This window comes from Coleofasciculus sp. H7-1, from assembly GCF_057473865.1.
Map to the genome: position 1 here is coordinate 15603 of NZ_JBYCCT010000005.1, position 26764 is coordinate 42366.

General features: G+C 45.4%; 26 protein-coding genes and 1 tRNA gene. 12 read left to right on the plus strand and 15 right to left on the minus strand.

All coding sequences use genetic code 11. From position 1 onward, the window contains the following. Positions 1 to 21: 21 nt before the first annotated feature. Entirely contained in the window at positions 22 to 333 is a 312-nt protein-coding gene (gene groES, locus AC2VDX_RS00850) for a co-chaperone GroES (RefSeq protein WP_378173209.1), read from the minus strand. Positions 334 to 638: 305 nt separating this feature from the next. On the opposite strand from groES, the gene AC2VDX_RS00855 reads away from it, so the two are divergent. Then, the gene (locus AC2VDX_RS00855; protein WP_378173212.1) at positions 639 to 1091 is read left to right on the plus strand and encodes a (2Fe-2S) ferredoxin domain-containing protein; all 453 of its coding nucleotides are present in this window, start codon (positions 639 to 641) and stop codon (positions 1089 to 1091) included. Positions 1092 to 1291: 200 nt separating this feature from the next. Next, positions 1292 to 1939, plus strand: a complete 648-nt coding sequence (locus AC2VDX_RS00860; protein ID WP_378173214.1) for a response regulator transcription factor — start codon at positions 1292 to 1294, stop codon at positions 1937 to 1939. A 72-nt stretch (positions 1940 to 2011) separates the two neighbouring features. Here AC2VDX_RS00860 and AC2VDX_RS00865 read toward each other — a convergent pair whose 3' ends face one another. The 4 genes from AC2VDX_RS00865 to AC2VDX_RS00880 all read right to left on the minus strand — a co-directional run bounded on the left by AC2VDX_RS00865 (position 2012) and on the right by AC2VDX_RS00880 (position 5353). After that, positions 2012 to 2341 carry an NIL domain-containing protein gene (locus AC2VDX_RS00865; protein ID WP_378173217.1) on the minus strand — a complete coding sequence of 110 codons (330 nt, stop codon included), beginning with the start codon at positions 2339 to 2341 and terminating at the stop codon, positions 2012 to 2014. A gap of 15 nt (positions 2342 to 2356) precedes the next feature. After that, positions 2357 to 3238: a sulfate ABC transporter permease subunit CysW gene (gene cysW / locus AC2VDX_RS00870; protein WP_378173219.1), complete on the minus strand. Its 882-nt coding sequence runs from the start codon at positions 3236 to 3238 to the stop codon at positions 2357 to 2359. Next, a complete protein-coding gene (gene cysT, locus AC2VDX_RS00875) occupies positions 3228 to 4085 on the minus strand; it encodes a sulfate ABC transporter permease subunit CysT (protein WP_378173222.1) in 858 nt (285 codons plus the stop codon). The genes cysW and cysT overlap by 11 nt, the downstream gene beginning before the upstream one ends. A 128-nt stretch (positions 4086 to 4213) precedes the next feature. Then, a complete protein-coding gene (locus tag AC2VDX_RS00880; protein ID WP_378173225.1) occupies positions 4214 to 5353 on the minus strand; it encodes a sulfate ABC transporter substrate-binding protein in 1140 nt (379 codons plus the stop codon). 262 nt (positions 5354 to 5615) lie between these two features. Between AC2VDX_RS00880 and AC2VDX_RS00885 the strand changes: the two genes are divergently transcribed. Both AC2VDX_RS00885 and AC2VDX_RS00890 read left to right on the plus strand, forming a co-directional pair. Beyond that, positions 5616 to 5687 (plus strand) — tRNA-Thr (locus AC2VDX_RS00885). A 373-nt stretch (positions 5688 to 6060) separates the two neighbouring features. After that, on the plus strand, positions 6061 to 6966 hold the full coding sequence (locus tag AC2VDX_RS00890) for a DUF4394 domain-containing protein (protein WP_378173227.1): 906 nt from the start codon (positions 6061 to 6063) through the stop codon (positions 6964 to 6966). Positions 6967 to 7121: 155 nt separating this feature from the next. Here the strand turns inward: AC2VDX_RS00890 and AC2VDX_RS00895 are convergent, their stop codons facing one another. The 3 genes from AC2VDX_RS00895 to AC2VDX_RS00905 all read right to left on the minus strand — a co-directional run bounded on the left by AC2VDX_RS00895 (position 7122) and on the right by AC2VDX_RS00905 (position 9652). Next, positions 7122 to 7769, minus strand: coding sequence for a type I restriction endonuclease (locus AC2VDX_RS00895; RefSeq protein WP_378173230.1), 648 nt, complete (start codon positions 7767 to 7769; stop codon positions 7122 to 7124). Positions 7770 to 7772: 3 nt separating this feature from the next. Continuing rightward, positions 7773 to 9164 carry an asparagine--tRNA ligase gene (asnS, locus tag AC2VDX_RS00900; protein WP_378173233.1) on the minus strand — a complete coding sequence of 464 codons (1392 nt, stop codon included), beginning with the start codon at positions 9162 to 9164 and terminating at the stop codon, positions 7773 to 7775. A gap of 110 nt (positions 9165 to 9274) precedes the next feature. Further along, on the minus strand, positions 9275 to 9652 hold the full coding sequence (locus AC2VDX_RS00905) for a sll0565 family protein (protein WP_378173235.1): 378 nt from the start codon (positions 9650 to 9652) through the stop codon (positions 9275 to 9277). Between the two features lie 36 nt (positions 9653 to 9688). On the opposite strand from AC2VDX_RS00905, the gene AC2VDX_RS00910 reads away from it, so the two are divergent. After that, on the plus strand, positions 9689 to 9970 hold the full coding sequence (locus AC2VDX_RS00910) for a DUF6439 family protein (RefSeq protein ID WP_190536186.1): 282 nt from the start codon (positions 9689 to 9691) through the stop codon (positions 9968 to 9970). Here the strand turns inward: AC2VDX_RS00910 and AC2VDX_RS00915 are convergent. Beyond that, positions 9967 to 10416, minus strand: coding sequence for an ATP-binding protein (locus tag AC2VDX_RS00915; protein WP_378173238.1), 450 nt, complete (start codon positions 10414 to 10416; stop codon positions 9967 to 9969). The genes AC2VDX_RS00910 and AC2VDX_RS00915 overlap by 4 nt on opposite strands. A 443-nt stretch (positions 10417 to 10859) precedes the next feature. Then, positions 10860 to 12287, minus strand: a complete 1428-nt coding sequence (rlmD, locus tag AC2VDX_RS00920; protein ID WP_378173241.1) for a 23S rRNA (uracil(1939)-C(5))-methyltransferase RlmD — start codon at positions 12285 to 12287, stop codon at positions 10860 to 10862. A 75-nt stretch (positions 12288 to 12362) separates the two neighbouring features. Between rlmD and AC2VDX_RS00925 the strand changes: the two genes are divergently transcribed. The 3 genes from AC2VDX_RS00925 to AC2VDX_RS00935 all read left to right on the plus strand — a co-directional run bounded on the left by AC2VDX_RS00925 (position 12363) and on the right by AC2VDX_RS00935 (position 13955). After that, the gene (locus AC2VDX_RS00925; protein WP_378173244.1) at positions 12363 to 12848 is read left to right on the plus strand and encodes an allophycocyanin; all 486 of its coding nucleotides are present in this window, start codon (positions 12363 to 12365) and stop codon (positions 12846 to 12848) included. A 291-nt stretch (positions 12849 to 13139) separates the two neighbouring features. After that, positions 13140 to 13307: a hypothetical protein gene (locus AC2VDX_RS00930; RefSeq protein ID WP_378173246.1), complete on the plus strand. Its 168-nt coding sequence runs from the start codon at positions 13140 to 13142 to the stop codon at positions 13305 to 13307. Between the two features lie 168 nt (positions 13308 to 13475). Further along, a complete protein-coding gene (locus AC2VDX_RS00935) occupies positions 13476 to 13955 on the plus strand; it encodes a hypothetical protein (RefSeq protein WP_378173249.1) in 480 nt (159 codons plus the stop codon). A gap of 438 nt (positions 13956 to 14393) precedes the next feature. On the opposite strand, the gene AC2VDX_RS00940 is transcribed toward AC2VDX_RS00935, so the two are convergent. Beyond that, a complete protein-coding gene (locus AC2VDX_RS00940) occupies positions 14394 to 15134 on the minus strand; it encodes a hypothetical protein (protein ID WP_486928076.1) in 741 nt (246 codons plus the stop codon). 578 nt (positions 15135 to 15712) lie between these two features. Between AC2VDX_RS00940 and AC2VDX_RS00945 the strand changes: the two genes are divergently transcribed. Together AC2VDX_RS00945 and AC2VDX_RS00950 are read left to right on the plus strand one after the other, a co-directional pair. Next, positions 15713 to 16699 (plus strand): FkbM family methyltransferase, encoded by a 987-nt coding sequence (locus AC2VDX_RS00945; protein WP_378173255.1) that lies wholly within the window; start codon positions 15713 to 15715, stop codon positions 16697 to 16699. 47 nt (positions 16700 to 16746) lie between these two features. Then, a complete protein-coding gene (locus AC2VDX_RS00950; protein ID WP_378173257.1) occupies positions 16747 to 19080 on the plus strand; it encodes a methyltransferase domain-containing protein in 2334 nt (777 codons plus the stop codon). Positions 19081 to 19107: 27 nt separating this feature from the next. Here AC2VDX_RS00950 and AC2VDX_RS00955 read toward each other — a convergent pair whose 3' ends face one another. From AC2VDX_RS00955 to AC2VDX_RS00965, 3 genes are all read right to left on the minus strand, one after another. Further along, entirely contained in the window at positions 19108 to 21342 is a 2235-nt protein-coding gene (locus tag AC2VDX_RS00955; RefSeq protein ID WP_378173260.1) for an O-linked N-acetylglucosamine transferase, SPINDLY family protein, read from the minus strand. Between the two features lie 158 nt (positions 21343 to 21500). Continuing rightward, positions 21501 to 22085, minus strand: coding sequence for a type IV pilin-like G/H family protein (locus AC2VDX_RS00960; protein ID WP_378173262.1), 585 nt, complete (start codon positions 22083 to 22085; stop codon positions 21501 to 21503). Between the two features lie 122 nt (positions 22086 to 22207). After that, positions 22208 to 23530, minus strand: a complete 1323-nt coding sequence (locus AC2VDX_RS00965) for a class I SAM-dependent methyltransferase (RefSeq protein ID WP_378173265.1) — start codon at positions 23528 to 23530, stop codon at positions 22208 to 22210. Positions 23531 to 23729: 199 nt separating this feature from the next. Here AC2VDX_RS00965 and trxB point away from each other — a divergent pair, with 199 nt between their 5' ends. Next, positions 23730 to 25112, plus strand: coding sequence for a thioredoxin-disulfide reductase (gene trxB / locus AC2VDX_RS00970; RefSeq protein ID WP_378173268.1), 1383 nt, complete (start codon positions 23730 to 23732; stop codon positions 25110 to 25112). 559 nt (positions 25113 to 25671) lie between these two features. Then, complete coding sequence (locus tag AC2VDX_RS00975; RefSeq protein WP_378173270.1) at positions 25672 to 26568, plus strand: ABC transporter permease; 897 nt, start codon at positions 25672 to 25674, stop codon at positions 26566 to 26568. Between the two features lie 98 nt (positions 26569 to 26666). Here the strand turns inward: AC2VDX_RS00975 and AC2VDX_RS00980 are convergent. Then, positions 26667 to 26764: IS1 family transposase (locus AC2VDX_RS00980; RefSeq protein WP_486928077.1), on the minus strand; the 98-nt coding region annotated here is incomplete at its 5' end.

Here is a 26764-nt window from a genome sequence, read left to right on the forward strand (position 1 = left end):
CTCAACTCAGAACTCAGAACTTTATGAAACGACTGCTAAAATGTCCTTCTCTGAGAGCAGAACGTACTCTTCTGTGCCGAGTTTGATGTCTGTGCCAGCGTACTTGGAGTAGAGAACCTTGTCGCCAACAGCGACTTCTAACTCAACACGAGTGCCTTTGTCATCGCGCTTGCCAGGTCCCACAGCGACGACTTCGCCTACTTGAGGCTTTTCTTTAGCATTATCAGGAAGAAGAATTCCACCAGCGGTTTTCTCTTCAGCAGCGCTCACTTTCACAAATACGCGCTCGCCCAGCGGCTTAACAGTGGATACGCTTAGAGATACAGCTGCCATACAAACTTCGCTCCTATTACAGGTTTGACTCAAGAGACACAATTAGTTCGTTGAGAATTAGCACTCTCAACCTCTGAGTGCTAATTTAGCCCAACCAGTGTGCGATCGCAACCAAATTCTTTGTACGGGTTCCCGAACTTGTCCGGTTGCAGCAGTACTTTAGTAGAAATACTCAAGACAAAGGATGGCTAAAGCCATTGGGATGGCATAGCGCGATCGCACTCTATCTGCTAAAAAAAAATTGGAACCGCTAAAATCTCGTAAAAACGGGATATCTCGCCTCTTCCCAGGAAATAAAATAAATAATGACTGAAAACCCAGTGGCTGAGTCTAGCCCTGAAATTCCGGAAACTTGTCAAGCACCAGACCAAGATGCTCTCTTTGCTTGCGTGCAGACCTTAGGACTCAATCAAATTCAGCGCCACATCTTCATCTGTGCCGATCCAACCCTACCCCAGTGCTGCTCCAAGGAAACCAGTTTAGAATCTTGGAACTACTTGAAAAAGCGACTTAAAGAGTTAAAACTAGACAAGCCTTCCGACAAAAGCCCCTTTTGCATTTTCCGCACCAAAGCTAACTGTCTGCGAGTTTGCTCCTCTGGCCCAATTCTAGTAGTTTACCCAGATGGCGTTTGGTATCGTGGAGCGACTCCTGAAGTCATTGAGCGGATTATCCAAGAACATCTGATTGGCAACAGAATTGTTCAAGAATACGCTTTCTTAGTTCATCCACTACCAAAACCCTATACAGTAACATAGTAGCTACGTTATATTCTTCCGTGTACCTACTAGATTTTCGTCGTTGTGACCCATGTCAGTGACTATAATTTCTAAAAACAGATTATAGTAATTGCCTAGACTTAGTAGGAATCGGTGCAGCAGGGTGCTGAAAAAAACGTAAACTATACGTAGAAAACGGTTTAAATTTTCACAATTCCAGGTTTGGCGAGTGGCACAGCATGAAAGACACCAGTATCAGAGATAACAAACGACTGTTGCTGATTGATGACGACCCCAACCTGATTTTGCTGGTCAAGGACTACCTGGAATTTCGGGGGTACGAAGTCATCACCGCTGAAAATGGTCGGGAAGCACTGGAAGTTCTAGAGCATGATATTCCAGACATGATTATCTGTGATGTCATGATGCCAGAGATGGACGGCATTGCCCTCGTCCAACACGTGAGAGAAGATCCCCGCATCAGCTGGATTCCAGTTCTGTTCCTCTCAGCGAAAGGTCAAAGCCAAGACCGGGTGAAGGGTCTCAATACTGGGGCAGATGTCTACATGGTCAAGCCCTTTGAGCCAGAAGAACTGGTGGCGCAAGTGGAATCCTCCCTCAAGCAGGCCACTCGCCTAATTCATCATCCAGCCAGAGGAACCGAAGGAGGATCGAAACTCCAGGTACCCGACTCTGTAGAATTAACCCCGACCGAGCTGAAAGTGGTTCAGTTTGTGGCAAGAGGTATGGCAAATCGAGAAATTGCCGAGCAGATGAATGTCTCTCAGCGCACAATTGAAAGCCACGTTTCCAATATGTTAGGTAAAACGAATCTCCATAACCGCACGGAGTTAGCTCGTTGGGCGATTGAGAGTAATATGGCTTAACAATTAAAAATGCAAAATTAAAAATTAAAAATGAATAATTTCTATTTTTAATTTTGCATTTTTAACTCTTCGTTACCACCCATCTTGTTCGCTGTCTGATTTGCTCCAGAGTTCTAGATCCAGTTCATTCAAATAAGTTAAGGCGCTTTGAAGTTGGCGAGTCGATCCTGAGAGTTCCAGGTCAAACCAGCCATCGTCTCTGGCGTTGGCTCCCAGTAGGGCAGCGGCGATATTGACTGTGACACCGTGGTGAGAGACCAGTCGCGAGATGATTGGCTCTTCCTGGTACTCTTTGGGAATGCGGATTCTGACACGCATTTTAGTGGTTCTATTATCTTCTTGCCCAGTCGTAGATTGGGCTAGTTGAGCTGAATTCACAGGCAAGTTATTTGTACTGTACATAGCCCTCAATTCCTCCTATTCAACATCTTTAATACGGGTTTTACGCTCTAGAATTTCTTTCAAAACGAGGGTGACTAACGCGAGTGCCCCAAGCAAAACGGCGGCTGAGAAAGATGCTTGAGTCTGGTATTGCTTATAAGCTTCCTCCACAAACAACGGCAGGGTTTGAGTTTTGCCCGCAATATTGCCAGATACAACCGAGACGGCACCAAACTCGCCCATGACTCTGGCGTTGGTCAAAATGACGCCGTAGAGGAGACCCCAACGAATATTCGGCAGGGTGACGCGCCAGAAGATTTGCCAGTCATTAGCACCCAAAGTTTTAGCCGCTTCTTCTTGATCTGAACCGGCTTCTTCCAAAACGGGAATCACTTCACGGGCGACAAAGGGCATCGTAATAAATGCACTCGCCAATATCATTGCAGGGGTGGCGAAAATAATTTTTATGTTTGCTGCCGCTAGCAGTGGACCAAACCAGCCATTGCGTCCATAGAGCAGCACGATCATCAGTCCAGCGACGACCGGGGATACGGCAAAGGGGATGTCTAAAAGGCTGATGAGAAAGGTTCGACCCCGAAATCGATGCCGTGCGACCACCCAGGCTGCACATAGCCCAAACACGACATTCAGCGGTACGACAATTAGGGCGATCAAGATAGTCAGCTTTACGGCATGGAGAAAATTGGGTTCCGTCAGATTTTGTATAAAAGGACCAACCCCTCCCTTAAATGCTTGCACAAAGACGTTGATGGCTGGAATGAACAGAATCACAGCCAAGTAAGCGATCGCTACCCCAATTAAAGCAACTTTTACCCAGCTTTTTTCCTTCTCGATTGAGGAGACTTGAGGAGTTTTTGACTCTGGATTAAAAGACTTCCCTGCTAAATTAGAGTTCATACCGTCGTCCCCACGCTTGCAAGAGATTAATTACTATTAGAACTAACAGCGAAATTGCTAATAAAACGGTGCCAATCACCGTTGCTCCTGAATAGTCATACTGTTCCAATCGCTGAATAATCAACACTGATGCGATTAAGTCTTTAAAGGGTACGTTGGCAGCCACAATTACGATCGAGCCATATTCTCCAACAGCACGCGCAAACCCCAACGCTACACCCGTTAAAATTGCTGGCATTAAAGGTGGCAAAACAACTCGCCAAAACGTCTGAAATTTAGAGGCTCCCAAAGACCAAGCAGCTTCTTCGATTTCATGCTCCATTTCTTGCAATACAGGCTGCAAGGTTCGCACGACAAAGGGCAAGGAGATAAACACCATCGCTACCCCCACCCCCAAGCGCGTGAATGCCACTTTAATTCCCAAAGGTGCTAGCAGGGAACCAATCCAGCCGTTATCGCTGTAGACCGTTGCCAGTGTCAAACCCGCGACTGAGGTAGGCAGTGCAAAAGGCAAATCAATGGCGGCATCAATCAACCGTTTGAATGGGAACTCATAGCGAACCAAAACCCAAGCAATTAAAACGCCAAACACCCCATTGAGCAGTGCCGCAATAAAGGCTGTGATAAAGGTGACATCATAGGTGGCAAGAGCGATGGGACTGGTGGCAATTCTCCAGAAATCAATCGGTTTCTCTGTACTTGCTTTCAACAGAAGCGCAGACACGGGCAGGAGGAGCATGATGGTCATATACCCCAAAGTAATCCGCCAAGGCCACGACATACTGCTTATCTTGAGAAAGGGGTTTTTCCAAACAGAAGTTCGTTGAGGAGGAGCCGATACAGCCATAGGAAAGTATCCAGTATTAAAGGATGAAGAATTTCGGGAATCGTTCTTGGTTTTTACTGGTGGCTAATTGCTAATGAGTCTTGGTCTTTTGTTGGTTGATAATGACGCAATTAGCAATTAGTAAGTCTTTATGTGCTGCCAGCCTGAATTTTGTCAAAAATTGCTCCGTCATCAAAAAACTTCTTCTGGATCTCGTCCCAACCCCCCAAATCTTGAGCGGTGAAGAGAGTTTTTACTGGGGTATACTGCTTCGCTACTTCTTCCCCCACTGTAGGATCAACGGGTCGGAATCCCACCTTGGCAAATTCTCGTTGGGCTTCTGGGGTATACAGAAACTTGACAAACGCTTCGGCAATTTCTCTAGTGCCGTGTTTGTCAACGTTTTTGTCTACAACGGCGACAGGGCTGTCGATGGAGATGTTCGCATCGGGCACGACATAAGGAAGTTTCTGACCGTTTTGCCCAGCCAATACTACTTCGTTTTCATAGTTGATTAAGACATCTCCCTGCCCTTGCTTGAAAAAGACATCACTGGCTTCGCGGGCGTCTTTAGGTAGCACGGGGACATTCTTGTAAACTTTGGTGACTAATTCTTGGGCTTTGGCATCGTCACCGCCCGTTCTGGTCACCGATCCCCATAAACCTAAGAAATTCCAGCGAGCGCCACCAGAAGTTTTGGGGTTAGCTGTAATGACTTTCACGTCATCTTTCGCTAAGTCTGCCCAGGTTTTAATTCCTTTGGGATTGCCGTCGCGAGTAACCAGTGCTGCAACAGATTTGCTGACAATTGCACCATTAGGAGCTTCTTTCTCCCAACCGGCTTCAATCAACCCCGCTTTCTCAATCTTCTCGGTATCAAGAGCGAGAGCCAGGTTTACAACGTCCGCATCTAGACCATCGATTACGGCACGGGTTTGGGAGCCAGAGCCACCATAGCTTTGGTTGAAGGTAACGTTTTGGTTGTGTTCCTGTTTCCACTTAGCGGTGAACTGGGGAATAATTTTTTCGTAGGCGGCGCGAGTCACCGCGTAGGAGACGAGGGTTACTTGTGCATCGCCGGTTTTCGCCGCTGGACTGGAACCACCTGAGGCAGTCGTTGTCGGGGAATTAGAGTTATTGGGGGCGCAAGATGCGATCGCTACACTTAAACTCATCCCCAATAGGAACAGAGACACAAAACCCTTCCGGGAAGTGACCTTCAGCCATCTGGCTGTCTGTTGTTTCCACGGATGAAATGCCTTAAGCCGAGTAATTTGCCACAAACGCATGAACGCTCTCCTTTAATCCCCGGTACATCGATCGGGATACCGTAATTTTGAGTACGAACATAAATTTTACAGCAACTAAGAACGTTTGTGTCTGGTTCCGCGAAATTTCAGCCAGAGGTTTGGTGGAGAGGAAGGCGAGGGCGATCTCTACTCCAACCCAAATTAGCTTGATGATTTGGCTCAGTTTCCTGGGAAAAAATTAAGTATTAATACTGGAAGGACTGGATATTTAATTCAAAAATTGCTATTCTATACGTTGGTTGCTGGTGTAGCTCAGGGGTAGAGCAGCTGATTTGTAATCAGCCGGTCGCAAGTTCAAATCTTGTCACCAGCTTTTTTGGTGAGGTTGTGTCTTTTAGAAAAACGCGGATCTAACGAAGGCGTTATGAGTGTTGGGTTTAAAAGACTTTTTAACTAACCTAACCCCACGGCGTGAAACACAAACGAAAGATTTCTACTTTTCGTAGTTTTACTATCCGTCGTTTAGACTAACACTTCATAAAAGCTTCACATTTTTAGCGAAAACCGGCTGCTAATTAAAGAATTGGTAAAGATAGACTGTGACGGAAAACTGTAGTGATAGTTCCTCCGTACAACACACAGTCATAGTCAATTACCAGTTAAAACTAAGCATATTTGCGTAGTTTTACATAGTTGTTGAATTTGGCTGATAAAACTAGAAAAAATTAGCAGTCGGAGAACTACCCATGAAACTAAATAAGCTCGGTACAGCGATCGCTGCATTAGCCGTAATTACGACGTTCGATCTGTTCGGCGTTGCCAAATCTGTAGATGCAGCTACCATCAAGCTGATTGGTCTGAATGACGATAACAGTCTGGTTTTCTTTAACCGCAAACTTTCCAAGATTTCTAGCACAGTGAAGATCGCAGGGGTTGATGGTACTTTGCTAGGTATTGACTTTCGACCAGCCAATGGTCTGCTCTACGGTGTCACAGACAAGAACGGCATTTATACCATTGACACCACCACAGGTGCTGCGACTTTGGTAAGTAACCTCAGCGTTCCTTTCACTGGAGGAGTCATGTCAGGATTTGACTTCAACCCGGTACCTGACCGCCTGCGGCTTGTCGGTAGCAACGACCAAAACCTTCGTACCAACGTGAATAGTGGTGCGGTGATTACTGATGGAACCTTAGCCTATGCGGCTGGCGATCCCAACTTCGGAACTAACCCCAATATTACCGCTGCGGCCTACACTAATTCGTTTGCTGGGGCGATCGCAACTACACTATACGGCATCGACTCCGCTCTCGACATATTAGTTACGCAGGCTCCGCCTAATGCTGGCACCCTGAACACCGTAGGTTCCCTCGGCATCGATTTCGGCGAGACAGGAGGGTTTGACATCTTCACGACTAAACAGGGAGGTAGCATCGTCAATACTGCCTTCGCAGCTTCCGACTCGAAACTCTACAGCATCAACTTAGGCACGGGTGCTGCTACGACACTGAGCAGTTTCAGTAGCGGGAGCGGTAATATTATCGGTCTTGCTGCCACTTCCGTCCCTGAGCCTGGTACTGTAGGTTCTTTGATCGGTTTCGGTGCGCTTGCCCTACTAAGTCGCCGCCGTCGCGTCAAGTCGGCTAATTAATTATAGTTTTGAGAGTTCATACTGTGCCCTTGTGCTTTTTGGGCTTTCAGTAGGGTGGGCATTGCCACTCTACTAGCTAACTCGCCCCTAAATTGCCAGAGATTTTTTGTTTGAAGGGGAAAATTTCAGACTGTGTGAAGCAGATTGCCCCTCCACTAACCAGATCGGGAATGGGCGATCGCTTCCCCAATTTGCTTTAGCACCCGCAGTACATCGTACAATTCATTGCGACGACGGTAGAGTGAAAAATCGTCAGATAAAGCATATTCAGGAAAGTTACCTTTGACCAGCTTAATGAACATGAAGTAACTGCCATTGGTCACCATACCAAAGGTAGGTTTATCTGGGTTAGGATTAGCCATCATATAAGTCAAAGCTTGTGGAATGGCAATATCTACGTTGAAGTTTGTACGCTTTGACTCAACTACCAAAATCCAAAATTGGTCTTGCAATACCAGAACATCAATGCGTCCCCGATAGATTTCATCTCTGTCTTCAACGGCAATTTGTACGGTTGGTTCAGCACTAATTTTAAAGGGAAAATCGTAGAAACCTGCTAGTTCCAATAGTGGAGATAATACCACCAAATTAACCGCACCTTCCGCCAAAAGACCATCTTCCCTATGATAGTGGTATCTTCTTTTAATCCGATCCAAAGTTTCTTTTTCCCGATCGGTAATTTCAGGCAAACCCTCGAACCATTCATTGAAGAAGTGGTCGTCTGCGGCAAGTATGAGATTGAATTTATCCCGCACTTGACGCAGTGTGCTGATGTTCTCGGCAATAGGAATTATCTTTACCATCGCTTAAAAATCCACGGTCAACGGCGCACGAGGGAAAGGAATAACATCTCGAATATTACCCATTCCAGTCATAAATTGCACTAAGCGCTCAAACCCCAAGCCAAAGCCAGCGTGAGGAACGGTGCCATAGCGCCGTAAATCTAGATACCACCAATAATCCGCTGGATTTAGCCCTTGAGCTTGAATGCGTCTTTCTAGCACATCCAGACGTTCTTCCCGCTGCGATCCCCCAATAATTTCGCCAATTTTAGGAGCGAGGATATCCATTGCGCGGACGGTTTTTTCATCGTCGCTTAAGCGCATATAGAAGGCTTTAATTTCTGTTGGGTAGTCGGTGAGGATGACGGGTTTTTTGAAGACTTCTTCAGCCAGATAGCGTTCGTGTTCTGACTGCAAATCCAAGCCCCATTTGACGGGATACTCGAATTGTTTATCGGCTTTTTCCAAAAGCGCGATCGCATCCGTATAAGTCAAGCGTTCAAACTGGTTGTTAATGATATTGTCTGCTGTAGCGAGAACGGAGTTATCAATTCGCTGGTTAAAAAACTCCATATCTTCAGGACAAGTATCTAGCACATACTTGAAGATATGCTTCAGGAAGGCTTCGGCTAAGTCCATATTGCCTTCTAAATCGCAGAAAGCCATTTCTGGTTCTACCATCCAAAATTCTGCCAAGTGGCGAGAAGTATTGGAATTTTCGGCTCGGAAGGTGGGACCAAAAGTATAAACGTTACTGAATGCCATCGCCATGACTTCAGCTTCCAGTTGTCCGCTGACGGTGAGGTAGGCAGGGCGTCCAAAAAAGTCTTTGCTGTAATCAATCTCCTGGGCGTTTGTGCGGGGGATGTCCTTCAGGTTGAGGCTGGTGACGGTAAACATCTCTCCCGCTCCTTCACAGTCACTAGCGCTGATAATGGGGGTATGAACCCAGAGGAATCCCCGCTCTTGAAAGAACTGGTGGATCGCATAGGAACAGGCATTGCGGACGCGGAAAACGGCACCAAAGGAATTGGTGCGCGATCGCAAATGCCCAATTGTTCGCAAAAACTCAAATGAGTGACGTTTCTTTTGCAGCGGATAGGTTTCGGGATCGGCTTCCCCGTAGACTTTCACCGTTTCCGCCTTCAGCTCAATTCGTTGTCCTTTTGCCGGAGACTCTACCAGCACACCCGCAACTTCTACAGAAGCACCTGTGTTCAGCTGTTTGATGATGTTCCCATAATCTGACAAATCTGGATTGAGTACAACTTGGAGGTTAGCCATTGATGAGCCATCGTTGACTTCAACAAAGGCACATTCTTTCAATTCTCGCTTCGTTCGTACCCAGCCTTTGATCGTCAGCTGCTCATCTGGCTGACTATTTCGCAATATGTCTGCAATCCGTCGAGTCACCATGTTGTTATCTGTTGTTATCTGCTAAGTGAAGGTTTTCGATAGTTAAAGGGTTGAAAGTTGAAGGTTGAAGGTTTATCTTTCAACTTGCCACCTTTTCAACCTGCTAACCCCTACCCAGCGCAGGACTTCAAGATCCAGCCTACAACAATGCCAAGTCCTGCAAAGCGGACAGCTTGCCAAAAAGGTTCTTTTAAACTGTCCCAAGAAAATAGACGGCTTTCTAAGTTAAGTTCTATAGTATCCAGCTGTTCTTTGATGCGCCGCAGCTCTACTTGCAGTTGTCGCTGCTGGGAAAGCCTTTGTTCCTTTTTTATCTCGTCTAATCGCTGCTGGAGTTCGGCTTGCCGCTGCTTGTCTTGCTGCACTTGGGCATAGCGTTCTTTGATCTCGGCAAGCGAAGTCTCAACTTCCAAGAGCGAAGTCTCAAATTGCTCTTGATCCCCAAGTGGGGAAGGCGATGGATCTGACCCTTTGGGACGGCGCGGCATACAGTAGAGTAGGATAAATGCGAGTCTATCTTCAGTATGTCTCAACCGACCCAGCTTTCTAAAACCTCTGACTTGAACGAACTGAGTACCCTGGAACTCGCTCAAGCTCTGGCAGAACGCTTGAGTATTCACCCGAATGATTGGCATCGGCTCAAGTCTAACCGCAAAGTTCGCGCTGGCGAACAAGCCATCGCCGCACTGGTATTTCTCCTGAAAGATCAACCGGAAGAAGCGTTGGTGCGCTTTCAGCAGGCTTCCGGCTGGCTGGACAAATCTATCTCAGCACCGCCTTGCCCAACTCATGGACACAGCCGTTAGAAAAGCAGGGGTTGCCGGAAACGACTTTTGACTTGCTTGCAGAGTCTGAGTTCCGTTCCCTGGTGGTTCCAGTGGACTTGATCGAAGATTTGGTGGAGGATACACATCCCTCTGCCGCTTTCTGCTTCGTCGTCAGGAAGATGTTGTTCGGGGTCAGAATGGCAATCACAGGGAGGAGAAAAGCCCGTTCCTTCGTCTGAAATCACCCACCAGTATTGTCCTTCTACCATCGAAAAGCGGACGGACACGGTCTTACCGGGATCTAGCTTATTGCCGTGTTTTGCCGCATTGACTAGCGCTTCTTGCAGTCCTAGTCGAATTTCCGCTTGCCACCGGACTGGAATCTGAGCTAACAGAAGATCCAGAACGGGACAAAGGTAGAGGGTAGAAGCGAAGCTAATCGTGCCCCAGGTTCGCCTCACCGGACGCTGTGAGATAGCAATCACTCAAAAAACCTCTAGACTTTCATTCAATAGAATTAACAGTCAGATGCCGAAGGGTATGCGCGTAGCGCTATACAGCTTTGATACGAGTAGTTTTGGACTCATCTTTTGCGTACATTTATGCGTACAATCGGGGGAATCACAGGTAGATTCGAGATGATGTCCAGGCTTAATACACCTATCCACAAGCGTTAATCATTGCGAATTGCGCGCGGTACTCTCTTTTTTAATAGAGGATACCAACTGCATTTTTCCGTTAGATTACTTGGCAAATTGCTAGCTTTCTGACGGATACGAATAATTTGCTAACTTCTGACCTCTAGAGGAGTGCTTTCTATCCCAAAATTTGTAGGATAAACCACTTTCTCTATTGTAACAAAATCTTCTAAAAAAGCCACCCCAAAGCTCAGCCAAGTACGCTACAAAGGGCTGTTATTGGCGGGCTGTTATTGGCGCACAAGAACGGCGGCACATTCAACGTGAGGCGTTTGGGGAAAGAAGTCAGCGGGTTGTACGCGGGTTAACTCATAGCTGCCCGATTGACACAAGAATTTCAGATCGCGGGCTAGGGTAGCGGGTTTACAACTAACGTAGACAATCCGACTCGGCTGAATTTCTAAGAGGGTTTCTAAGACAGCGCGACCGTCCTTCGGATGCCCTGCGCTAACGCATCCCTGACGCGGGGGATCGAGCAATACAATATCCGGCTTCACCTCCAGAGTGGGCAGCAACGTCTCCACCGTTCCCTCATAAAACTTTACATTTGTGATGTTATTCAATTGGGCATTGAGATTCGCTTGCTCTACTGCTTCTGGCTGCATCTCCAAACCAATCGCCTGCTTTACCTTCTGCGCCAACGGCAAGGTTAACGTGCCAATGCCGCAGTAGGCATCTACTAGCACCTCGTTGCCTTGCAGATTTAGTTCATCAGCGATCGCCTGTAACAACGCTTCAGCTTGCTCTGTATAGACTTGAAAAAAGGTGTCGGGACGCACTTGGAACTGTAAACCCGCGAATTCCTCGCGCAAGTAAGGTTGTCCGGCGATACAGCGGGTTTCCGTGCCAAAAATTGCATTAGTGCGATCGGGATTGCAGTTAAGCGAGACGCCCACTAGCTGGGGGTAGCGAGTTAACCACTCTTGAGCTTGAGCATCGATCCCGACGAGATTCCAATCTTTGACGACCAAGGTCAGCAATATTTCGCCCGTGCGTCGCCCAATCCGCAGCCCTAGGTGACGGACTTTCCCTCGGTAAAGTTTTTCGTCGTAAATTCCCCAACCCCGCTTCTGGATGTCTTGCTTGACTTCTGCCAGCAAGGGATTCAAACGCGAGTCTTGAACCGGGCATTGATTCAAGTTAATCAGGTGGTGGCTGCCTTTTTGGTAGTAACCTGCTTGTACTTGACCTGTTGATGACCGTTTTACTGGATAGGTCGCTTTGTTGCGATAGCCCAAAGGATCGGCAGCTGCCAGGACGGGATCGACGGTTGGCTGAGCGATCCCGCCAATGCGTTCTAAGGCTTGGATCACCTGGTTTCTCTTAGCTTCTAGCTGGTACTGGTAGTCAATATGCTGCCACTGACAGCCGCCGCACTTATCTGCCACGATGCAGGATGGACGGATGCGATTGCTAGATGCTTCTAATATCTCTTGCAATTTGCCGTGGGCATATTGAGGTTTGACTCGCACTAAGCGCACGAGAACGCGATCGCCCGGAACCGTATCTGGGACAAAAACCACCCGACCCCCCAAACGACCGACTCCGTCACCGCTGTCACTGAGATCGCTGATGAGCGCTTCCACCAGTTGACCTTGTTGCCAAAAGTCTTCACCCGCCTCGCTAGAACCTGTATTCAGTAATTTTGTTAGTGACATATTATCTCTGTCCCTTTATTTGTGTCCCACCGACTCGTTAAACTACGAATGATATTCTGAATCATCCCGATAATCATGAGTGTAGTTAGCCAAGTTATTCTCAAAGCAGACGACGAACTTCGTTACCCCAGTAGTGGCGAACTCAAGAGCATCAAAGATTATTTGCAAACTGGCGAACAGCGGGTGCGTATCGCCAACACGCTGGCTGAAAATGAGAAAAAAATTGTTCAAGAAGCCAGTAAGCAGCTCTGGCAGAAACGCCCTGACTTCATCGCGCCAGGGGGCAATGCCTACGGGGAGCGGCAACGGGCGCTGTGCCTGCGGGATTACGGCTGGTACTTGCGTCTAATTACCTACGGAGTTCTTTCCGGTGACAAGGAACCGATTGAAAAAATTGGTTTGATTGGCGTGCGGGAAATGTACAACTCTCTCGGCGTTCCTGTCCCAGGTATGGCTGAATCCATCCGTTGCTTGAAAAAAGCCTCCCTCGACTTACTCAGCGAGGACGATGCAATAGCAGCGGCTCCTTATTTCGACTACATCATTCAATCCATGTCCTGATTCTATCGCTATCAGTCAGAACACGCGATCGCAGGTGAAGAAGAGTCATTCTTCTTCACTTGCTGCCTTGATGCTTGCACCAAGCAACAAAAAACCGACAGTCTCTCTACAGAATCTGTCGGCTGGTCGTGTGTTCCCTATTGATGACTCGGCTAGAGTTCAGTCGTCTCTTAGTATGACCACTCAGCCACGGAGGGAGAGCGATATCGATCGTCATCTTCTGTGATTCCGATCACAGTGAAGAGCGCTTACGAATGAGTAGGACAAAGTTGCAGGCGAAGCAGTAGTATCTTGAGCGATAGTATCCTGAGCGATAGTATCCTGAGCGATAGTATCCTGAGCGATAGTATCCTGAGCGATCGCTTACAAGACTATAAACTGACATCTTGCACCAGTCGCATTACCCGCCTGGGGTTTAAACCCCAGGCTAACAGAATCAAGTCTTCTGAAGAAGACTGAGTAAGAATTTCAGTCCATTTCAATGGACTTGAGCTATGAGCCAAGAAAATTGAGTTCAAGGCGGACTTGGGGCAAACTTGAGAATGGTGCAAGATGTCAGTATAAAGCTCCCCAGCCTAGAAAAACCCGAAAAAAGATGCCGACAGTTTGCTAGCTCAGTGTAGACTCGTGGTACAAGATTTATACGCCAAAGGGAGCGCAATTAATGGAATGTCTTTCCTGAAAAGATTGCCTAGAGCCACCCTGGCGCTGCTTCTGGGTACTTATTGCGTATACGGCTGGTTGTTTTCCTCTAAATATACCTGGGAGATTTTGCTGTTAGAGATAGGAGTAGCCTTTTTGATAGCTTTGGTTTTAACGGCTCCGATCAGGCTTCTGAGAATCTTTTTTGCCCGTTGGATGAATTCCGATACCAGAGCGTTTATTTCAGTCATAAGCGCAGCTTTGGCTGGAGTCTTCATCCTGACCTGGATTAATATTTTTGCCAATATTTTTGTTTTACTCTCAGCAGGTGCCCTAGCTAGACTAGACCTTCAAACTGCTAAATTCAATGCAGTGCAAGCTTTTTGGATTCTCGTTGTCGTCTCGCTGAGTGGGATTGGTGTAGGTTTGACACTACATCATTTGATGCTGAATCAGCATTTTTAGCCAACGGCATGGTTAGCCTATCTTTTGAGTTTGATGAGCGCAACGGCGTACAATTGCAGCCTATTGCGTCTTTATTTTGTCTTAAGGGACACTGTAAATACCGTCACATAGAGCGAGTCGATGGGTGCTAGATTTCTGGAAACTAGAGTAAGCGTTTAACTGTCCTCTTGCTCTACAGCAGTTTTGCTGTGGGGCAATTTTGTTTTTAGCAGCAGAGGTACAAACAGAGCGATCGCTCCCTGCTATAAAATCTTAGATATTGCATCTGGAGACAACAACCGCCCGGAACTCAAGTTCCGGGCTAATAGCTTAAGTCCACTAAAGTGGACTCAATACTAATCTTTAGTCCACTTTAGTGGACTTGGGCTATTAGCCAGCTGGCTGGCTGGCGGATTATGAGGCTGGTGCAAGATGTGAGAAATCTACCCAATTATCCCCTTAATCTTTCTCCGGCAGCTTAACCTTCACCTCTCCTTCCGGCGTAACAACAACTTTGCCACCCAACGCTTCAATCCGACTGACGGCAATCTTGCGCGTGCGATCGTCAACTGCATTCTGTAAAACCATCGTCCAAGCACCCACCTGAGCAAACTTACTATTAGGGTTGCGGGCTAGAAATTGTGCAGTTTGACGAGAAATAGCTGCTACATTTTGGCTTTCTGGATCGGAATAAATACTTGCCCATTCTGCCGCCTTCTCAAAGGATTGCCTTGCCGCTTGAGCATCTCCTAGAAACAACAATTCATCAGTTCCTTTATAGCGCCAGACATAATAAGACTTTGGAAGCGGATTCTTGGCAATCGACTTTAGCCCTTTCTCCATAAGCGCAACAGACTTTTCTGGCATTCCTGCGTACATAGAAATACTGTTAGAAAGAAACAGATATGAATTTAAAAAATGCGGATCTCTGTCCACAATTATCTCGAAATATTCTGGACTGAGGCTATAACCAGTTTCTCCGCGTGCTGAATCATCACCGTAATACGTCAGAAATCCGAGAAATACCCAGTCTGCTAAAAGATTAGCAAAACCCAAAGAGGGAGTTTTTTGAAGTAGATTAAGGCGTAGTCTTTCTGACTCTTCTTCTCTTTCAAGATTTTGCATCGACGTGCTTTTAGCTCCGGTACGCAGTCGGTTTAAATGGGGTACCTGTAAAACTCCAATTACTAAAACACACATCAGAGCTACACAAAAGGTAACTATCGAACGACTTAAGTTTTTATGAAATTGGGAAAGCATTTGTATTCGCTGCCTCTCAAGCAAGATAAAGCCTATGAACGGTCAGCCTCTCAAACACCAGTTGTTTTTTTTGCTCCTGGCTGAGTTATAGTTGATGCTGTTGAAGTCGGTGATTGAGCGCTTGATGGGTTTTAGCCTCACTCATGCCTTCTAGACTGAAGGTTATACCCTTGAGAATCCTCATAGTTTGTTAAGTCTTGTTAAATTTTCTTAAAAACATCTGGTTGCCAAGTGAGAAAGTTTGAGCAGAGGCGATCGTTACCATAAAATGATTTAGTAACTACTACATAGCTCCTCTTCTACTTTTAGTCAGTACCCTTCAAGAAGAAGCTAAGAAAGACCTCTTTAACTAGGGTTTAGAGAACACTACTTCTTAACGAATCTTAAATTAATCTTGACTTTAGCTTAATTTAAAATAATTTGTCCCTCTCTAAGCATCCAGTGTAGACTAATCGAGAACATTACAATTATAATTATTAATTTGTAAGGTTAATACCTCAAAGAGTAAAAATTTTATTATGTCATTTTTTCTTTCCAGCTTAAAAAGCAGCGGTCATTTAGAGCAAGTTCATATGACTGTTGGGATTGTTGGCTCTCGCAAAATAGTAAGGGAGGATGATTATGCAAGTCAAGGTTGGCATATATTTGCGCCTCACCTTACTATTTATGGATTTGATGCTGATGCAGAAAGTTGTGATGCAATGAACTCGGAGCTTGAAGTTCGACAAGTAAATTGGACTGAAAAACATATTCCACAAGTGCTTTGGAATTCAGTTGGAGAGGCTACTCTTTACGTCACTAATTTTACTGGTAGTAGCTCATTATATCCTCCGAACGAATCTTACCTAAAGCGGTTTGCTGGCTATCTAGAGTGGCACCAATTAGTTACTACAGTGGAAGTTGACACAACCACTTTAGATGCTTTTTGCGAATCCGAACAAATTGAGGAAATTGATTTTTTGCAGGTTGATGTTCAGGGAGCCGATCTTCAGGTTTTAGAAGGAGCCAGTAGAATTATAGAAAGCAGCATATTGGGTATTTTAACTGAGGTTGAATTTATTCCTTTGTATAGGAATCAGCCTCTTTTTAGTGATATAGATATTTATTTAAAAAATAAAGATTTTACACTTTTCGATTTGGTTATTAGCACTGGACGTGGAGTTCGGACGGATTCACCAATTGTATCAGAAACTCATCCCGGTTCTTTGATTTGGGCAGATGCTTTTTACTTCCGTGACTTAATTCGAGAAGACTTGAATACACACTTAAAGACACCTGAGCGAATTTTAAAACTAGCTTGTATTGCTGATATTATGAATTTTGGTGATTATGCTTTAGAACTATTGGAGTATCTGACACTGAATTACGGCGAGGACGAAAAATATAACTTTGCTGACAATATCATAGAGAGTCTGGCTCAAGTTCCAGAGCTGGTAGCACAAGGACTAGATTCCCTGCCTCTTGTTGCTAGAATTAGAAAATATGCTAGTGGTAAACATCTTTAAAATAAAGAAATCTCGTTGTTTTAAAGAAAAATCAGTTTCATGATTTTATGAAATGCAAAATCTGTGAATCAGACTCAATAAATATCGCCAATACTAAAATCATGCAAAAGTATGACATTGATTATTTTCAATGTTCAAATTGCAGTTTTATTCAAACGGAGGAACCTTATTGGCTTGAGGAAGCATATTCTGAAGCTATAGCTAGTAGTGATGTTGGGCTGTTATTCAGAAACATCAACTTGTCCCAAGTATCAAGTAATATAATTATTAACCATTTTAACCATGAGAATAAATTTCTAGATTACGGAGGCGGATATGGTGTATTTGTTCGGTTAATGAGAGACTTAGGCATTGATTTTTATTGGTATGATAAATTTTGCCAGAATATATTTGCTCAAGGCTTTGAAGCTGAAGATAAAGAAAACACTCGCTATGAATTAGTCACAGCATTTGAAGTATTTGAGCATTTGGTAGAGCCTATTGCTGAAATAGAGCATATATTGAAATTCTCTAGAAATATTTTATTTAGCACTGAATTGTTGCCAGCAAGTAATCCTAAGCCTAACGAATGGTGGTACTATTCGCTTGACGAAGGTCAGCATATTTCTCTATACACGAGTAAAGCACTGTCTATAATTGCTGATAATTTCGGTTTGAATTTATATTCCGATGGCTCATCCTTGCATCTGCTAACTGAAAAAAGCTTGAGCCATAATTGGCTTAATAGCTTGGGCGGTGATGGGCAAGAAAATCTTCAAAAAACCTCCCTACTTCAGAGAGATTATTTAAAATCTATTGGTAAATTGGATGATGATAATAATGAGGTTAAAACTACTGAGGAAGACAATAATAATGCTGATTTTGCAGCAGGTACAAAAAAAGTAAAAGTTGCTATTGACGGGGTATTTTTCCAGTTGTATCAAACGGGGATTGCTCGCGTCTGGAAATCTTTGCTTGAAGAATGGGCAAAAAACGGTTTTGCAGAATATATTGTAGTTATTGACAGAGCTGGAACTGCTCCTAAAATTCCTGGTGTTCTATATCGCTCTGTACCAGCTTATAACTACAGTACAACGGATGCTGACCGGGCAATGTTGCAGCAAGTATGTGATGAGGAGGGTGCCGACTTATTTATTTCAACCTACTACACAACCCCATTGTCAACGCCCTCTGTCTTTATGGCGTATGACATGATTCCGGAAGTTATGGAATGGGATTTCAACAATCCCATGTGGCAAGAAAAGCATTATGCCATTCAACAGGCTTCTGCCTATATAGCTATTTCAGAAAATACAGCGCGTGACTTGGTAAAGTTTTTCCCGCATATTGCTAGAGAATCGATAACGGTAGCTCATTGTGGAGTTAATAAGACTTTTTTACCAGCAAGCATTGCAGAAGTTAATATTTTTAGAACAAAGTACGGCATCTCCAAGCCATACTTTATTCTGGTCGGTATAGGCGGTTATAAGAATACAATTTTGTTCTTAAAGGCTTTTGCTCTACTTTATAGTAAACAAGGCTTTGATATTGTTTGTACGGGTAGTGGAGCTTTACTGGACGATCAGTTTAGAGCCTATACTTCAGGCAGCGTTGTTCATATGCTGCAACTTAGTGATGAAGAGTTGATGGCGGCTTATTCCGGAGCTATTGCATTGGTTTATCCGTCGAAGTATGAAGGGTTCGGGCTACCTGTTGTGGAAGCAATGGCTTGTGGTTGTCCAGTTATTACTTGTGCCAATGCCTCTATTCCTGAAGTGGCTGGGAAAGCGGCATTATACGTAAATGATGAGGATATTAATGGGCTGGCGAATGCCCTTTGTGAGGTTCAAAAACCGGAAGTGCGCCGCTCATTAATGTCAGCGGGAATGGAACAAGCGAAAAAGTTTTCTTGGGAAACAATGGGGAGAACAGTTAGTTCTGCCTTAATTGAGGCTACGCTCTTGCTTTTAAAGCTGAAAGAGATCAATTTAATTGTTTTTCCAGATTGGTCTCAACCAGAAGAATCTCTAAGCATAGACTTAGAAAGAGTTATAAAGGCGATCGCAACCCACCCGCAAAAAAGTCAGATGGCGTTACTTGTAGAAACTGCGAATATTTCTGAGGAGGATGCCAATCTGGTTTTATCCAGTGTGGCGATGAATCTTATTATGCAAGAAGATTTAGATGTGACTGAGGGACCGGAAATTTCTCTAACTAGAAAATTAGAGGAAATACACTGGAAAGCTCTGTTGCCTCGCATTTATGCTCGAATTGTTATGCAAAACGAAAATCAACAGGCGATCGCAGTAGTGAAAGCAGAAAACATTCCCACCTGCAATCTCGATAGCTTCAGCGAGAAGCGAGTGGTTCAGCTCGAAATGGGCGAATGGAGCCTCCAGTAGAAAGCTTTGTGCTTTGTTGTCTTCAGACTATCGACCAGCTTCAACATATATTTGCCACATCTGCTCATATGCCTTCTCCATTTCGCGGGTAAACTGTTTGGCATTCCACAGGGGGGATGTCTGCCTTGATTGCCGCAGTTTCCAGGCGATTTGTTGCCGCAAAGCGGGGTCTTTACCCAAGCGAACACCCCACTCGACATACTCTTCATCAGTCCAAGCAATCCCTTCTGTCACACCCACATTCATCATCATGGTATAGCTGTTACGAGCCGCGAATTGCTGCCCAACTCGCGTTACCAAAGGAATACCCATCCACAGAGTTTCTAGAGTCGTGGTGGCTCCATTGTATGGATAAGTATCTAGAACCACATCAGCAATCCCCAGATTAGCTCGGTGAACAGATTCTAATGCCACTTCTGGTAAAAATCGCAGGCGATCGCTATCCACCCCCTCTTCTTCTGCAATCTGGTTAAAGAAGTTTTTAATTGACTCTTGGTCAGCCAAGCCTTTAATCAAGAAGTAGCTGTTTGGCACCTCTTTGATAATCTTCATTTGCAGTCGGGCTGTATCACGATGACGCTTATATCCACCTTGGGCCGTGAGATACACCACCGCATCGCTGGGAATATCTAGCTCTTCGCGGCGCAGAGTCGGCACACCCACCTCAAAACCATCTACTGCTATATATGTCTGTGGCAGCCGCCAGATTTTTTCAGTGTAGTAATCCTGAGCCGAGTCTGGTAAAACGTAGGGATCAGCAATAAAGTAATCAATAGCTGGTAAACCTGAAGCATCCCAGCCCAGCCAAGTGACTTGAACTGGTGCAGGCTTTAGTGCCATGACTTCACAGCTGATATCTAAGGTAATGCTATCAAGATCCACTAGGATATCTATTTCATCTTGATAAATTTGCTCAGCAATCTCTAGACCATCCATCCCTAATTTGTGAGCATGGGAAACCTGTTCGACGTACCATTCTTGTAAAAAGTCGTTTATCTGTCTATAGTTAACAAAATAAGCATTAATTTCAAAGCGATCGCGGTCGTGATGCTCAAAGAGCCATCGTGCCAGCCAACCAACTGAGTGCCTTCCTAAGCAATGAGATAAGTAGCCAATCTTAAGAGGTTTGTTAGTCGTACACCCCCCCCAGTTACGTAAGCGTTGTTGACCAAATTGCTCGGCTTGCTCTTTTGCATAATGTTGAACGTTAGACTGAAAAATCTGAGAAACTTGATTTTGAATCCAGCGATTATTTTTTAGAGCATCTCTGTAATAGGGCAGAAAAAAAGTGGGTGTAGACAGACGAAGGGTGGTGATTTGATCGAGCTGAATGGGTTGTTCTTTTATCAGTTCCAAAAGCAAGGATTCCTGCTGCTGGAATACAGAAATGGCTTCTTTCCAATATCCGCCTGCACCCATCAACCCTTGCAAAATCAGCTGGATGGCAAAAATTTTATCGGGCAACGTTTGCATTAAAGAGTAACAAAGTTTAGCAGTTTTTATACACTCATCATATTTACCAGCCTTATTATAAAAAGCGGTCAGATGCCTTAAAACCTCTTGATTTTCTCCATCTAAACGTAAACATAATTCTGCAAAGCGTGCTGCCAGTGCAGGTTGCTTTGTAGAGTAAGCAATTTTGATAGATGCAGGCAGTATTATATTGATAAAAGCATGAGACTCATGAATATAAAGAAGACTTGCTTCCGCAAATTCCAGTAATGATGGTTCCAGCGGCGCGTAATCTAAGGAATTTTGCAATACTTGTAGCAATAAATCCGGGTTAACTTCTACTTCTTGACCTGACTTGAGTACATCAATGACTCTTAGGGAAGTTAAGTCTTCTCCAGTAAACCTCTCAATTTCAATAGAAAGTTGAATAATCTGCAACAGATTATTTACATCACCGGGACTTATTTCTTGTATATGCTGCCGGATTGCCCAAGCAGCAGGGTAGTCTGCAAAAGCTTCCCGTCGCTCAGCTTCTGATTGCAGAACTTGTATTAGTTCCCCTGTCCACAGCTCGACTTGTTCCGGCTCACCTTCTGCCATTGCTAGCAGCCAGGTCATTTGAGCTTCTGCTTCCTGCCCCTGCAACAGCAACAGCATACCTAAATACCAGTAATGCGACTTGATATCAGGTTCTATTTCAATTGCATCTTCGTATAAGCTTGCAGCTTTAGTATATTTTCCTTGAATTAAATACTGACAGGCTTGCTGCTGCCAGTTAGCCTGATTAAGAAAAGAGCCTTCAGTAGTCATAGGAAATGATTTTTGGTGTTATTTTAGGGCTAAAACCCATTCTTTCAGGCGTAGGTAGCTTAAAAAACAAAGTGGGTAGAATGCTCTACCCACTTTAGCCAAATGTTTAACTTGGCTCTATTAAAACCGCTACGACAAGAATTTCTTTTCTATTTAACCTAGAATTTACCTAAGTTGTCATAACCAGCACCGGGGCAGATTGGTTGAACGCCAGCAGCTACAGCAGCGACTACATCAGCAGGAGCAGCAGTAGGACCACCTTGGATAGCAGCCTTTTTGCCTTCGCACAATATTGCAAGCGTGGTTGCCTCACCTGTACCTTGCGTGGTTCCTACAACTACGCCACCTACATACGCTTTGATCGGAGCACCAGCTCCCACTACCTGGGCTGCTTGGTTCGTAACAGCTTTAGTTCCAACACCACCACCTTTAATTCGGTATATATAATTTGTCGTCTGAGTGGCGATGCCAAGACCTAAGTTAGCAAATTCTGTTGCCTGTTCACCAACAAAAGCATTTTTCTCCAGGTAGTAGGCTTGCTGAGACCGATTCATCGAACCAATATACTGCTTGGCTTCCGACTGCTTAGCTTTGTTAGCTTGGTTTAGGAAGGAAGGTAGGGCGATCGCAGCCAGAATACCAATGATGATGATAACAACGAGTAGTTCAATCAGGGTGAAACCTTCGTCCTGTCTTTTTTGGTTCAGGTGTTGCAGGAACTTAGCTTTTAGTTCAGTCTTCATGAGGGGTTTCTCCTTAAGGTGCGGGATGCTTAACTTCTATCTGTTGGATTTAACTTACCCACTTCCGCTTATTTTCATATCACCCTCCGCAAAAAAAATTTTAGGGATACATCCCAGCACTTTTAGGCACAGCACTCCAGCAGCACGTACCCAAGGCTCTCCAGCCGAGTCAGTAGCTGTTGGACTATCTCAAAAGCCTCTCCCTCATCTGTAGGCTCTAAGGTTACAGGATGAACAGGTCTGACTTGCTTCCAGCGCTCCACCAGAGACATCATCGACTGAGACTCGTCCAACAAAGGTAGCAGGCACACTGCACTTGAGCTATCTATATTGACAAACCCCTCATGAATGGGGAGATGCCGACTGATTTCAAACATTCTTAGCTCTGAAATACAGGCTACAAGGTCTTCTCTAAATTTCGGGGTTCTCAGTTGAGGATGCAGATACACCCGCGCTTCTTGCCAGTCAGCAGTTCTCCACTCAGAAATTGGTACAAAAGGCTTGGCTTGGTTTAAATGACCGCACCAGAGGTCAAGCAGACGATGGACAGGATGTAAAAGTTCAAACAGATGCAGTTGCTCTTCCACAGAAGTTTCCGGGAGAGCTAGTGCCAAAAATGCAGGCAAATCGTCTGGATTTTTAAACAAACTCATTAAGTCCCACTGTCGCCACTGCACCATACTGATGAACTCTAAATCCGTAGCTTTCAAAGCCGAGAACATTTCAGGAATAGTAGAGCCTTTATCACCCAGAAGTAAGTGATTTGCTAGAATCAGTTCGTCTTCTGTTTCATACTTAGGATGCCAGGTCTGCGACTTGAGAAGAACTTGATCTTTCAAAGCCCCCATAGTTTCTCGAACAAACCCGATCTCCATATCTTGGGGGTTTTCATCCATAAAACCCATCATTTGAAAGACTTCTTGAGACCGGAAAAAAATGCTCCGCTGTAGTGAACTATGGAGATTGGTACGGATGATTCCATCTGGTTTCAAAACTGCCTTCATTGCCTGCAATCCTGCAACTGGATCGGGTAGGAGATAAAGGACTTCATCATTGTTAATGTAGTCAAACTCTATACCTAAAGTTGGTAAATCCTCAATCAAGAGAGTATAGAATTCTGCATTCTCAAATCCGTGGTGTTGCAAGCGTTGACGGGATAGTTTTACAGACTCTTCTGATAAATCAATCCCTACAATTTTTGCGCCAGGATTGGCTTCTGCCAAAATTAAAGATTTGTAGCCACTGCCACATCCGGCATCTAAAATTATTTTTCCTTTAGTCTCTATAAATCTTTGGTTTCTCTTGTAGTAAGATGTTGCCAAGTTGTGAATATGAAGTACACTGGCGTTATCTTTTGGAGATTCATCTAGTGGGTTTCTAGGATAAGGAGAAGTATCAAATTGCTGGCGAATTTTTTCAAGTAATTCAGATGATTGGTCGTTCATAGGGAATACTTCCTGATACTGGAGTTTTGCACATCTGGGAAGTGGGGCAAAATTTAGTTAATGCCAGCACTCCCCTTCAAGGGTTCCCATTTTTAGGGCAAAACTATACTAGCGAGCAAAAGTTTCTGGCGCTCATCGCCTCCCTCACCAGCAGCTATACTATACTAAACGTAGTCGTTATGAGTTTGTATATAAAGCCATGACCAACCCAATCGTAGAAAACTTGGTGATTATCGGTTCTGGCCCTGCTGGATATACCGCTGCTATCTATGCGGCACGGGCGAACCTGAAACCATTTGTGTTTGAAGGCTTTGAAGCTGGAGGGCTACCTGGTGGGCAGCTGATGACCACGACAGAAGTGGAGAACTTTCCGGGGTTTCCAGAGGGGATTACGGGGCCGGAATTGATGGACAGGATGAAGGCGCAGGCTGAGAGATGGGGGGCTGAGTTAGTTACCGAGGATGTAATATCGGTGGATTTGAGTCAGCGTCCTTTTTCTGTGCATTCTGAGGAACGGGAAGTTAGAACTCATAGTATTGTAATTGCTACTGGGGCGACGGCGAAAAGGTTAGGACTGCCTAGCGAGCATGAATTTTGGAGTCGAGGGATCTCGGCTTGTGCTATCTGTGATGGTGCCACGCCTATCTTTCACGGTGCGGAACTGGCTGTGGTTGGGGGTGGTGATTCTGCTGCTGAGGAATCAGTTTACCTGACTAAGTATGGCGATCGCGTTCATATGTTGGTTCGTGGCGACAAGATGCGCGCAAGTAAAGCGATGCAGGATCGGGTGCTGAATAACCCCAGAATTACCGTTCACTGGAACTCTCAGCCAGTGGATGTTGTCGGTGAAGAGGGTCGGATGACAGGGATTAAGCTGAAACATACTCAGACTGGGGAAGAGAGTGTTCTCCCTGTTAAAGGATTGTTCTACGCGGTTGGACATAAGCCCAACACATCCCTATTTAAGGGGCAGATGGAATTGGATGAGGTTGGTTACGTTGTGACGAAGCCTGGTTCCGTGGAGACGAGTGTAGAGGGCGTCTTTGCTGCGGGTGATGTCCAGGATCGTGAATATCGTCAGGCGATTACTGCGGCGGGTACTGGCTGTATGGCGGCAATGTTGGCTGAACGATGGCTATCTGTTAATGGTTTACTCCACGAGTATCGTCAGCAGATACATACGTCTGAAGAGCCAGATACGCCAGCAGATGAGCCTGGTGATAAAGTAGCTGAACTGAATCCAGAGGAGGCGTTTAACCCTCAGGCGACGAGACATGAGGGTAGCTATGCGCTGCGGAAGCTATTCCATAATAGCGATCGCCTGCTGATGGTCAAATATGTCTCGCCCAATTGCGGTCCTTGCCATACGCTGAAGCCGATCTTAAATAAGGTGGTGGATGAGTTCGATGGCAAAATTCACTTTGTAGAAATTGACATCGCGGAAGATAGAGACATTGCCGAGAATGCTGGTGTTACCGGAACGCCTACGGTGCAGTTCTTCAAAAATAAGGAATTAGTGGGTGAGATGAAGGGCGTGAAGCAAAAGAGCCAGTTCCGCCAAATGATTGAGCAATATCTGTAATGCCCGCAGGCTCTCATCCTGGGGCTACACAAACAAAGATCGCCTTCGCGGACTAATAACGTCAGGACTCGCCGCACATCACCACATCTGAGGGCAACCACAGAGGGATTGCCCCTACAAAACGCTATATGTATAAGCTTTGCGTAAGTCCTGAACGTTTTTCGAGTGTCAGACAACAAATTCCTACCTTAGGGGATGTGCAACTTTAAATTTCCGGTTCCCCCTTTTTAAGGGGGTTAGGGGGATCTAACGAACAGAGCAATTCACGATTTGATCCCTGCTGGTATCTCTGCTTTTGCTGGTATCTCTACTGGATCTAACGAACAGAGCAATATCACAATTTGATCCCCCCAACCCCCCTTTTTAAGGGGGGCTTTCTAAAAGGTGCAGCGTTGCGTAACCTTCTGTTTTTATGCTCTGTTGGGGGAGTAAATAGTTAGGATTGTAGGGCAAATTGGTATAACTTCTTGTTTGGGAGCCTGTGCGTTGGCAGGCTTCGTCTGTGTAGCCCCAGGATGAGAGCCTGCGGGCGTTGATATGCCAAGTTGAACAAGAAACCATGACCCTTACCAAACTTCCTTTTTTGCGTTTATCTGGGCGTCCCAGTCTCTCCATGCAGATGATGCGGGTGGGAATTGTTATCACCTTGATGTTCGTGCTGATAGCCTTCCTCACTCCCGCATTTCAGGCTTGGGGATGGCTGCAAAATCCTTTGGAATCCCTGGCTAACCCCATTCACGAGCCGCCCTCGTGGCGTCATTGGTTTGGTACCAGTCGCCAAGGGTACGATGTTTTCTCGCGCACGCTGTTTGGGAGTCAAGCGGCGCTGCAAGTGGTTATCTTGGCAACCGTCTTGAGCCTTGTCATCGGGGTGCCGTTGGGTTTAGTCAGCGGTTATTTGGGCGGCAGGTTGGATCGGGTGCTGCTATTTTTGATGGATACAATTTATACGTTGCCGGGGCTGCTGCTGTCGGTGACGCTGGCGTTTGTGGTGGGACGAGGGGTGTTAAATGCCGCGATCGCGCTCAGCATATCTTACATTCCCCAATATTATCGAGTCGTTCGCAACCATACAGTTAGTGTTAAAACAGAACTGTTTATTGAAGCCGCTCAAGCAATGGGGGCGGATACTTGGAGGGTTCTCTCTCGCTACCTGTTTCTCAACGTGATTCAGAGCGTGCCTGTATTATTCACCCTGAATGCTGCCGATGCGATTTTGATTTTGGGCAGTTTGGGATTTCTAGGATTAGGGCTTGCCGATCAGGTTCCAGAATGGGGCTACGATCTCCGTCAGGCGCTGGATGCTCTGCCTACTGGAATTTGGTGGACAGCGCTTTTCCCTGGCTTAGCGATGACGCTGATGGTGGTAGGGTTGTCTTTAGTGGGAGAAGGATTAAGCGAGTTTGTCAATCCCCGGTTGCGGAGAGAAAATTGGAACCAAAAATCCCCTGAGTAGAGTCAAATACTCATGAGTAATCGGTAATCGGAACCCTGTTACGCAACGACTAATTAGCAACTTTGGTGAGGTAATGTTCTAGACGTGTGGCTCGATAGTTAAATTAACAAGCCAAACTCATAGCGATTGATGAACAGTCCAATCACCACATCATGTAGCCAAATGGACTTGGAAAAACAAATCGTCTTGCGAGTGA

Bases quoted from the DNA above. Each gene is read 5' to 3' on its own strand.
- groES (WP_378173209.1), bottom strand. From the start codon at position 333: ATGGCAGCTGTATCTCTAAGCGTATCCACTGTTAAGCCGCTGGGCGAG.
- AC2VDX_RS00855 (WP_378173212.1), top strand. From the start codon at position 639: ATGACTGAAAACCCAGTGGCTGAGTCTAGCCCTGAAATTCCGGAAACT.
- AC2VDX_RS00860 (WP_378173214.1), top strand. From the start codon at position 1,292: ATGAAAGACACCAGTATCAGAGATAACAAACGACTGTTGCTGATTGAT.
- AC2VDX_RS00865 (WP_378173217.1), bottom strand. From the start codon at position 2,341: ATGTACAGTACAAATAACTTGCCTGTGAATTCAGCTCAACTAGCCCAA.
- cysW (WP_378173219.1), bottom strand. From the start codon at position 3,238: ATGAACTCTAATTTAGCAGGGAAGTCTTTTAATCCAGAGTCAAAAACT.
- cysT (WP_378173222.1), bottom strand. From the start codon at position 4,085: ATGGCTGTATCGGCTCCTCCTCAACGAACTTCTGTTTGGAAAAACCCC.
- AC2VDX_RS00880 (WP_378173225.1), bottom strand. From the start codon at position 5,353: ATGCGTTTGTGGCAAATTACTCGGCTTAAGGCATTTCATCCGTGGAAA.
- AC2VDX_RS00890 (WP_378173227.1), top strand. From the start codon at position 6,061: ATGAAACTAAATAAGCTCGGTACAGCGATCGCTGCATTAGCCGTAATT.
- AC2VDX_RS00895 (WP_378173230.1), bottom strand. From the start codon at position 7,769: ATGGTAAAGATAATTCCTATTGCCGAGAACATCAGCACACTGCGTCAA.
- asnS (WP_378173233.1), bottom strand. From the start codon at position 9,164: ATGGTGACTCGACGGATTGCAGACATATTGCGAAATAGTCAGCCAGAT.
- AC2VDX_RS00905 (WP_378173235.1), bottom strand. From the start codon at position 9,652: ATGCCGCGCCGTCCCAAAGGGTCAGATCCATCGCCTTCCCCACTTGGG.
- AC2VDX_RS00910 (WP_190536186.1), top strand. From the start codon at position 9,689: ATGTCTCAACCGACCCAGCTTTCTAAAACCTCTGACTTGAACGAACTG.
- rlmD (WP_378173241.1), bottom strand. From the start codon at position 12,287: ATGTCACTAACAAAATTACTGAATACAGGTTCTAGCGAGGCGGGTGAA.
- AC2VDX_RS00925 (WP_378173244.1), top strand. From the start codon at position 12,363: ATGAGTGTAGTTAGCCAAGTTATTCTCAAAGCAGACGACGAACTTCGT.
- AC2VDX_RS00940 (WP_486928076.1), bottom strand. From the start codon at position 15,134: ATGTGTGTTTTAGTAATTGGAGTTTTACAGGTACCCCATTTAAACCGA.
- AC2VDX_RS00945 (WP_378173255.1), top strand. From the start codon at position 15,713: ATGTCATTTTTTCTTTCCAGCTTAAAAAGCAGCGGTCATTTAGAGCAA.
- AC2VDX_RS00950 (WP_378173257.1), top strand. From the start codon at position 16,747: ATGAAATGCAAAATCTGTGAATCAGACTCAATAAATATCGCCAATACT.
- AC2VDX_RS00955 (WP_378173260.1), bottom strand. From the start codon at position 21,342: ATGACTACTGAAGGCTCTTTTCTTAATCAGGCTAACTGGCAGCAGCAA.
- AC2VDX_RS00960 (WP_378173262.1), bottom strand. From the start codon at position 22,085: ATGAAGACTGAACTAAAAGCTAAGTTCCTGCAACACCTGAACCAAAAA.
- AC2VDX_RS00965 (WP_378173265.1), bottom strand. From the start codon at position 23,530: ATGAACGACCAATCATCTGAATTACTTGAAAAAATTCGCCAGCAATTT.
- trxB (WP_378173268.1), top strand. From the start codon at position 23,730: ATGACCAACCCAATCGTAGAAAACTTGGTGATTATCGGTTCTGGCCCT.
- AC2VDX_RS00975 (WP_378173270.1), top strand. From the start codon at position 25,672: ATGACCCTTACCAAACTTCCTTTTTTGCGTTTATCTGGGCGTCCCAGT.